This window comes from Neisseria weixii (assembly GCF_042658245.1).
GTDB lineage: Bacteria > Pseudomonadota > Gammaproteobacteria > Burkholderiales > Neisseriaceae > Neisseria > Neisseria weixii.
The window spans coordinates 81,334-88,956 of the sequence record NZ_JBHSPY010000006.1 but is presented as its reverse complement, the minus strand read 5'-3'; the positions used below and the strand labels follow the sequence as shown (position 1 = coordinate 88,956).

7 protein-coding genes are annotated in these 7,623 nt (G+C 50.2%); 3 read left to right on the top strand and 4 right to left on the bottom strand.

The window, feature by feature from the left end; translation table 11 throughout:
- Positions 1 to 46 precede the first annotated feature (46 nt).
- The 3 genes from ribF to ACFPVS_RS05245 form a co-directional block, all read right to left on the bottom strand.
- Entirely contained in the window at positions 47 to 973 is a 927-nt protein-coding gene (gene ribF, locus ACFPVS_RS05255) for a bifunctional riboflavin kinase/FAD synthetase (RefSeq protein WP_378595472.1), read from the bottom strand.
- A 311-nt stretch (positions 974 to 1,284) separates the two neighbouring features.
- Positions 1,285 to 2,202 carry a TraB/GumN family protein gene (locus ACFPVS_RS05250; protein WP_378595471.1) on the bottom strand — a complete coding sequence of 306 codons (918 nt, stop codon included), beginning with the start codon at positions 2,200 to 2,202 and terminating at the stop codon, positions 1,285 to 1,287.
- A 248-nt stretch (positions 2,203 to 2,450) separates the two neighbouring features.
- Complete coding sequence (locus tag ACFPVS_RS05245; protein WP_096296192.1) at positions 2,451 to 2,849, bottom strand: hypothetical protein; 399 nt, start codon at positions 2,847 to 2,849, stop codon at positions 2,451 to 2,453.
- Between the two features lie 249 nt (positions 2,850 to 3,098).
- Here ACFPVS_RS05245 and ACFPVS_RS05240 point away from each other — a divergent pair, with 249 nt between their 5' ends.
- Entirely contained in the window at positions 3,099 to 3,923 is an 825-nt protein-coding gene (locus tag ACFPVS_RS05240; protein WP_232507451.1) for a YoaK family protein, read from the top strand.
- 230 nt (positions 3,924 to 4,153) lie between these two features.
- Positions 4,154 to 4,834, top strand: coding sequence for a YiaD family glycine zipper/OmpA-like lipoprotein (locus ACFPVS_RS05235; protein ID WP_096295937.1), 681 nt, complete (start codon positions 4,154 to 4,156; stop codon positions 4,832 to 4,834).
- 72 nt (positions 4,835 to 4,906) lie between these two features.
- Here the strand turns inward: ACFPVS_RS05235 and ACFPVS_RS05230 are convergent, their stop codons facing one another.
- The gene (locus ACFPVS_RS05230; RefSeq protein ID WP_378595470.1) at positions 4,907 to 5,890 is read right to left on the bottom strand and encodes a hypothetical protein; all 984 of its coding nucleotides are present in this window, start codon (positions 5,888 to 5,890) and stop codon (positions 4,907 to 4,909) included.
- Positions 5,891 to 6,302: 412 nt separating this feature from the next.
- On the opposite strand from ACFPVS_RS05230, the gene ACFPVS_RS05225 reads away from it, so the two are divergent.
- Positions 6,303 to 7,550 carry a M23 family metallopeptidase gene (locus ACFPVS_RS05225; RefSeq protein WP_232507611.1) on the top strand — a complete coding sequence of 416 codons (1,248 nt, stop codon included), beginning with the start codon at positions 6,303 to 6,305 and terminating at the stop codon, positions 7,548 to 7,550.
- Positions 7,551 to 7,623 lie beyond the last annotated feature (73 nt).

Here is a 7,623-nt window from a genome sequence, read left to right as displayed (position 1 = left end):
CGTCTGAAAAGCAGAAATGTTTTTCAGACGGCCTTTTTGATGACAATCACGGCTGCCAGTTTTTCGCCGCTTCCATGTCTTTTAAAATTTGTGTTTTTAGTGCGTCGATGTTATCGAATTTTTGTTCGTCGCGCAGTTTGTGCAAAAAGCGCACGTTTAAGCGTTGACCGTATAAACCGCCTTGGAAGTCAAATAAATGCACTTCCAGCTTCTGTGTTTTTTTGTCGGATACAGTCGGGTTGAAACCAAAGCTGGCTACCCCGCGGCGGGTGCCGAAGCGGCCATCGGCTTCGACCACAAACACGCCGCTCAGCGCGTAGTGGTATGGCGGCAGCTGCACGTTAGCGGTGGGGGCGTTGATGGTGCGGCCGAGTTTTTTGCCGTGTTTGATTTTGCCGCCCAACACATAATCGTGCCCCAATAATTTGCGCGCGTAGGCCAAGCGGCCGTCTGAAAGGGCTTGGCGAACGGCGGTGCTGCTGGTGCGGATGTCTTCGACGATGACGGAAGGGGTGCGCTCGGTCTGCATGCCGCTTTGGGCTTGCAGCATTTCAAAGCCACCTTCGCGCCCGGCGCCGAAGCGGAAATCGTCGCCGATGAGCAGGTAGCGGGTATTGAGTTTGTCGCGCAGCAAATCGTCAATGAAGGTTTGCGCGGGCATGTCGGCGAAACTTTGGGTAAACGGCAACACCCACACGATGTCGACACATTCGGTTTGGCGCAATAAATCCAGCTTGGTGCGCAAAGGAGATATACGGTAAGGCTGAGGTTTGCTGAATTTTTTGGCAAAAAACTCTTTCGGCTGCGGCTCGAAAATCACCACGACAACCGGCAGGTTGAGAGTGTCGGCTTGGCGTTTGAGGGTTTGCAGAATGTGTTTGTGGCCGAGATGCACGCCGTCGAAGTTGCCGATGGTTACTGCTGCGCCTTGCGGACATTCGGGCGGGTGATGGCGGCCGAGGTGGATATTCATGGTGGTGGGTGTGTATTTGAATCAGGCGCTATTGTAAATGCAATCGGGCTTGGGATAAATGCTTCGGCATAAATATCGGGCGGCGGGATGTTTCAGACGAGAATGTATGAAACGGAGATGGCAATAGATTCGAGGCCGTCTGAAAGGTTTCAGACGTAGGGGCTTTGGCAAAACACCGGATTTGAGTGCGGTTTGAAGTGATAACAACACTGAAAGCGGAGACGGATTCATGTAAAGGCTGGGCTTTCGAGCAGCGCATAAGGAAGAATGTGGCATAGATGGAAATTTTGCAAAGCTCTCGGCCTGATGAATTAGTGCGTCCCCACTTTAACCTTAACCGGCCTAACTTGATAGCCAACTTGGCGCAGACGCACAATCAAGCCTTGTTCGCCGAACAAATGCGCAGCGCCGACGGCAATCAGGGTCGGTTTGTGCGGCAGGATTTCAATCAGCTTGGGCAGCCAGATTTGGTTGCGCCGGGTGAGTAATTTGCCGTAGATCAGTTCATGCCACAACGGATGGTCTCTGCGTGGCAAGAATCTTAATTGATGCGCGGGATCGGCGATTTCCGCCCATACTTTTTTAGCGCGTTGGCGGCGGTAATCGTTTTCTAAGGTGATGATGTCGTTCAGAAAGGCTTGGCGGTGTTTTTCCAAAGCATCAAACGAGCGGATGATGGCATCTTCGGGCAGGTGGACGAAATAGCTGAGCTGCTCCGTACCTTCCAATGCAATCACCGGCTTATTGAGCTTTTGGGCGCGCTGAATCAGCAGATTGTCGATGCCGTATTCATAAGTATAACCCTTGGGATTGAAGGTGCTTTGGGTCAGCAGCCAAAACGCCCACGGTTTGATTTGGGAATCGGGGGAAAAGTCGGAGCGCTCTTGACCGGTGGCCAACATATTTTGCAACCGATGCATGCGTGCATTGCCCAAACTTAGTTTTAAAGGGCGGTTGTCGGCCATCATTTGCAGCATTTTTGAGGTGTCGGCAGCCGTCATGCTAGATTCGTCGCTTTCAACCACCAATTGCGACACGCGGTTGAGTGTGCGGCGGTGATCGGCAGGCAGGGCGGCGTTGAGTTTGCCGACGTGGATGGTGCCGAGCAGGTAGGAAACCGGCCGGCCGGGTTTGCTGATTTCATAAAGAAATGTATCGGCTTCGGGGACGCCTCTGGCTGAAGCGGCGGCGGCAAACAGCCACAACAATAAAAAGAAAAAATAACGCATGGAGTTGAGACGGCCTCTTTATCCAGAAATTAAATTATAGATAAGGCCGTCTGAAAGTAGATTCGTTCAGACGGCCTGAGATCTTTGTAAAATCCCCATCTTTGGCATATTTCTTCGTTGTGTGCCGCTCGAAAGCTTAGTCTTTAAATGATATGTCTGCACTTTCCTGTGCTGCGGTAACTTCGAACTGAACTCAAACCAATCGGGGGCTTGCAAAGGTCTCGATGTAACGAATGGTTTAAGTGCGGTTACCACCAAAACGGGTGGTAAAACGGACGGTACCGGCCCCAGTCGTCATAATAGTCGTGGTAATAGCGGGCTTCACGCAATTTTTGTTGCGCGATGTGGTTTTGCCAAGCCATTTTGTAGCAGGCTTGGAACATCGGGTCGGTGACTTTATCGATGTATTTCAAGCGGAATTCCTGCTGCTCTTTGCTGGAAAGTGCCGTAGGTTGTTCGACTTGTTCAAACTGCTTTTGCATCAATAATGCGGTGTCTTTATCGCACTGTGCGGCAAGTGTTATTTGCAGGTTTTGTTCGTAACGTTTTTGCGCAGCGGCACGTTCGGCTTTTTGCTCGGGCGTGGTGGCGCAGGCGGCAAGTGTGGAAATTGCGCCGAGAATCAATAAGCTGCGTATATTTTTCATTGCGATGCCCCCTGATTGAGTCGGTGAGGTTTGGTGAGGTTTAATGTACGCCATTTTGTTGTGGTTTAGCAAGCGGTAATATTGTTGCTTGGGATTCAGCTCAATGTGAGATGGGTCTGTTATGATGGTGTTTGCAGAATAAATATTCAGGGCGGTCAGGCCGTCTGAAAAAATAAGGAAATAGAATGGCATGACCATCATCAAGCGGCATCTGTTAGGAAAAAAGCACGCAACAAGCGATATGAACGCTTGCATACGGCACCTTTTTGGCAGGCTGATCGGCCGTATTTACGGGAGCAGCATATTTCAGACGAGCGGTTTCGTTGGTTGGGCTATGTGATGGCGCTGTTGGCCGGCGCAATCAATGCGGGTGGCTTTTTTGCGTTTGCCCGCTATACGTCGCATGTTACTGGCTCGCTTTCTTTGATGGCAGACATGGCCTATACGCGCGAATGGGGCGTGGTGCTGGTGGCGTTTATCAGCGTGATTTGTTTTGTGATGGGCGCGGCGCATTCGAGCTGGGTGATTTTATGGATGCAGCAAAAACGCTTTCGTGGTAGCTATGGTTTTTCTATGTGGCTGGAAGCAGTTTATTTTTTGATTTTCGGTTTGTTTGGCGCCACTGCTTTTCAGCTTGATCTCGGCTTTGGCCAGTTTGCCTTGCCATCTTTGGCGTTGTTTTTGCTCTGCTTTATTATGGGTATGCACAATACGGTGATTACTTTGCTCTCGGGCGGCGCAATTCGCTCAACGCACATGACCGGTTCGGCCACCGATTTGGGCATTGAATTATCCAAGGTCATGTATTATTCCAAGCAACATCATCCGCGCCTGCCGCATATTCGTGTCAATAAGCCGAAAATGTGGCTGCTTTCGGGCTTGATGGCTACTTTTATCTTGGGCGGTATTATCGGCGCATTGGGTTATCAGGCCATCGGCCATCATTTTGCTTTGCCTGTGGCGGCGGTATTGCTTGTGCTGGGCGCAGGATCGGTAGGTTATGATGTTAAGGTCAGATTGAAATTTATCTTGCTGCGCTGGTATCAGAAACATCGTGAAAATGTAAAGAAATAAGCCACAAGCAACCATCAACCTGTCTGGAAAGGCGATAAACGGTAGTGTGTCGGCGGAAAAACGTTAGCGCATGAACAGCTTTGTAATATCGGGTTAAACGTGCTTTTAAGCATTTGAAATGTTGGCTATGATAACCATGTCTAAAAGTTGGCTTGGCGAGAGTGCAAGCCGGCAAACTATTTCGGACAGCCTTAAAAAGGCACGTTTTTATCGAAAGGAAAACGAAAACCATGAAATTCTTGAAACCTTTGACACTGGCCATCGTTGCCGCTCCTTTGGCTTTGGCAGGCTGTGTGACCAATCCGACGACCGGTCAGCAAACCGCCAGCAAAACGGCCGTTTACGGCTTAGGTGGTGCTGCTGTGTGCGGTATCGTTGGTGCGTTGACCCACGGCAGCAAAGGCGCGCGTAACTCAGCCTTGGCCTGTGGCGCAGTCGGCGCAGGCGTAGGTGGCTACATGGATTACCAAGAGAAAAAACTGCGTGAAAGCTTGGCCAATACCAACGTGGAAGTAGAGCGCCAAGGCAACCAAATCAAATTGGTTATGCCCGAAAACGTCACCTTCGCAACCGGTAGCGCTGTCTTGAGCACTAACGCGCAAAACGCTCTGAACGCTGCGGCACAAACGCTGGTTCAATACCCAGACACCACGTTGACCATCAATGGCCATACCGATAACACCGGTTCTGATGCCATCAACGAGCCATTGTCTCGCAACCGTGCACAATCTGTGGCCACTTACCTGCAATCACGCGGCGTGAGCGGTTCGCGTTTGACCACCGCCGGTTACGGTTCACGTCAGCCAATCGCGTCTAATGCCACTGCCGAAGGCCGTGCGCAAAACCGCCGCGTAGAAGTGTTGATCACCCCTGATCAAAACGCCATCCGTGCTGCGCAACAACAAATGTAATTATTGTTTTTGTTATTGATTAAACAGGCCGTCTGAAACGTTTCAGACGGCCTGTTTGTTGTTTTCACATGGTCACCAAATGCCGTTAAAGTTTTTGTTTGCTTTCCAAAATGCCCATTTGGATTTTGAAGTCATCACCAATTCGCCGCCGTTTTCGCCATCGGTTGCAATCGTCAGCTGTTTCAGACGGCCTGATTGCAAGGCTTGCCACAAGGGTGAAAACCAGCGGTTTTCCCAATTTTGCAGAATTTCCTGATAGGCGAACACATCGCCGGTTTGCCCGGTCACGACCAAATTATCCAAGAAAATCAGGCTGTCTGAAACGGATAAACCGGATTCGTTGGCTGCATTCAAATACGCGTTGAAATCATCAGGCGCCTTGATGCGCTGGTGCGGGTAAAAGGCTGCCCACGGGCTGTCGCTGGCGAGTAAACCCGTATGCATGCTGATGCCGTGAATGTCTTGCCATAACCACAGGCCGTTGAGTGCGGGGGCTGGTTGGCTTTGGCGCTGCTGGTTGAGTGGATGGTTGTGCAGCCACATTTGCATTTCGGTTTGCTTGTTGAGCCATTGCAGGGCATCGCGGCCTGTGGCTTGGTCGGTAGCGCCGATTTGTCCGCCAATATCCCATATCGGTGCCACATCCCAATCGCTTTCAGACGGCATGGTAATTAGCCATAAGTCCGGCCGCAATGGATGGAACTGCCAACTGTCTTCCCGATAAAAATCGCTCAATTCCCGGCAAAACTGTTCGGCTTCTTCGGCTTGAATGTTTAAATGCTCGCCGCTGATAACATTGACTTGGTGCATACCCATTTGCTGCCACAGCGGGCTGGCAAACGCTGCAGCCTGATTGGCCGGAATATTCAGCCTGCGCTTTGCCTGTGCCAATAAGCTGCCTTGCCACAGATGACGGCGGTAAAATTCAGACGGCGTTTGCGGCATTTTGTTCAGACGTCCGTATCGCAAGATTTGGTTAAATGCGTCAAGTTTTAGCGGCGGCAGCGTCTCATCGTTGCGACGGTTGAGTGCGGGAATGGCGAGCGTGAGTTTCATAAGGGTAGGGCGAAGCGAAAACGCTTATTTTACGCCATATTGAACTTGATTCAATGAAGCGTGGACTAATATTGGTTAAGGATGTTTCAGACGGCCTTTTGGTGCGGTAGATGGTTTTGTGCTACAATAAGCACGCGTAAAATTCAGCAAAATCAAGTGTCAATCTATCATTTGGGCCGGATAATCCTGCCTGTAAAGTCGATTTATCTTAATCCGCCGCAAGTCGTTTGGGGCCGTTTGAAATCGGCGGATTAAGATAAATCAGATTTCAAAACATGCAGCTTTAACAATAAATCATGCGGCTTCAACCGCAATAGAAATTAAGAAGGACTGGCGAGTGTCTGAACAAACGAAAAATTCTTTTTTCAGCCGGTTTTGGCGAAACAAGCCGGTGCGTTGGTCATTATTGGGTATGCTGCTGCCGGTTTCCGGTGTAATGACGGCCTATGCAGTGACCGAGCCTATGCCCAAAGCGGGCGGCTTTAAAGTTGAACGCGTATTGGAAGAATTACCGGCAGTTTACGTTGAAACCGGTAATTTTCACTCCAGCTACTGGGTACAAGAAGTGGTACAACAGGGCGATTCCCTGTCGGATGTATTAACCCGCATGGACGTACCGCAAACCGATATCAAAGCAATTATGGCAAAAAACAATGCCACACGCGACATGAAAAATCTGAAGGCCGATCAATCCGTGAATATCCGTGTAGATGCCGCGGGTCAAGTGACCGATGTGCAGTTTTTCATTGATGAAGAATTAGAGCGCAACTTGGTGGCTCTGGAAAAGGTCAAGGGTAAATGGCAGGCTTCTAACGAAGAAATCGACATGAGAACCATGCCGACTCTGCGTTCGATTACAATTCGCAGCTCTGCCATCGGCGATATGCTGCGCGCTGAAATTCCGTCAGATGTCTATCTGCAACTTCGCGAAATTTTTGCTGATACCGTCGATATGCAAACCTTGAAAGAAGGCGACGTTATCCGCTTGCTGTACAACAGTATGTATTTCCGCGGCCAACAAATGGGTGTGGGTGATATTTTGGCCGCTGAGATCGTGAAAAACGGCAAAACCTACCATGCTTATTACTACAGCCAAGGTAAAGACGACGAAGAGGGCGGCAGCTACTACGATCAAAACGGTAAATCGTTGCAGCAGAAAGAAGGCTTTAACATTCAGCCTGTTGAATATACCCGTATTTCTTCGCCTTACGGCTACCGAGTGCATCCGGTTTTACGCACTGTGCGCATGCATACAGGTATCGACTATGCCGCGCCAACTGGTACGCCGATTCGTGCTGCTGCAGATGGTACGATTACATTTAAAGGCTGGAAAGGTGGTTATGGTCACACAGTGATGGTTATGCATGCCAATGGTGTGGAAACCTTATATGGTCACATGAGTGCATTTTCACAACTGACCGGTAGCGTACGCGCCGGTGATATTATCGGCTATGTCGGCAGCAGCGGCCGCTCAACCGGCCCGCATCTGCACTATGAGGCGCGTGTCAACAGCCAGCCTGTGAGTCCGGCTACTGTGGCCTTGCCGACACCGAAACTGACACCGAATAACATGAGCGCGTTCCGCAAGCAGCAAAAAGCCGCCAATGCCACATTGGCAGCCGTGCGCGGTTTGCCGGTTTCTGTGGCGCAAATGGATTAAGGCCGTCTGAAGTGTCAAGCAAAAGCCCTGCATAAGCAGGGCTTTTTTGTGTTTATCAGAAATATGCCCTATA

Excerpts from the sequence above, each read along its gene's own strand:
- ribF (WP_378595472.1), bottom strand. The coding sequence starts at position 973 with ATGAATATCCACCTCGGCCGCCATCACCCGCCCGAATGTCCGCAAGGC.
- ACFPVS_RS05250 (WP_378595471.1), bottom strand. The coding sequence starts at position 2,202 with ATGCGTTATTTTTTCTTTTTATTGTTGTGGCTGTTTGCCGCCGCCGCT.
- ACFPVS_RS05245 (WP_096296192.1), bottom strand. The coding sequence starts at position 2,849 with ATGAAAAATATACGCAGCTTATTGATTCTCGGCGCAATTTCCACACTT.
- ACFPVS_RS05235 (WP_096295937.1), top strand. The coding sequence starts at position 4,154 with ATGAAATTCTTGAAACCTTTGACACTGGCCATCGTTGCCGCTCCTTTG.
- ACFPVS_RS05230 (WP_378595470.1), bottom strand. The coding sequence starts at position 5,890 with ATGAAACTCACGCTCGCCATTCCCGCACTCAACCGTCGCAACGATGAG.
- ACFPVS_RS05225 (WP_232507611.1), top strand. The coding sequence starts at position 6,303 with ATGCTGCTGCCGGTTTCCGGTGTAATGACGGCCTATGCAGTGACCGAG.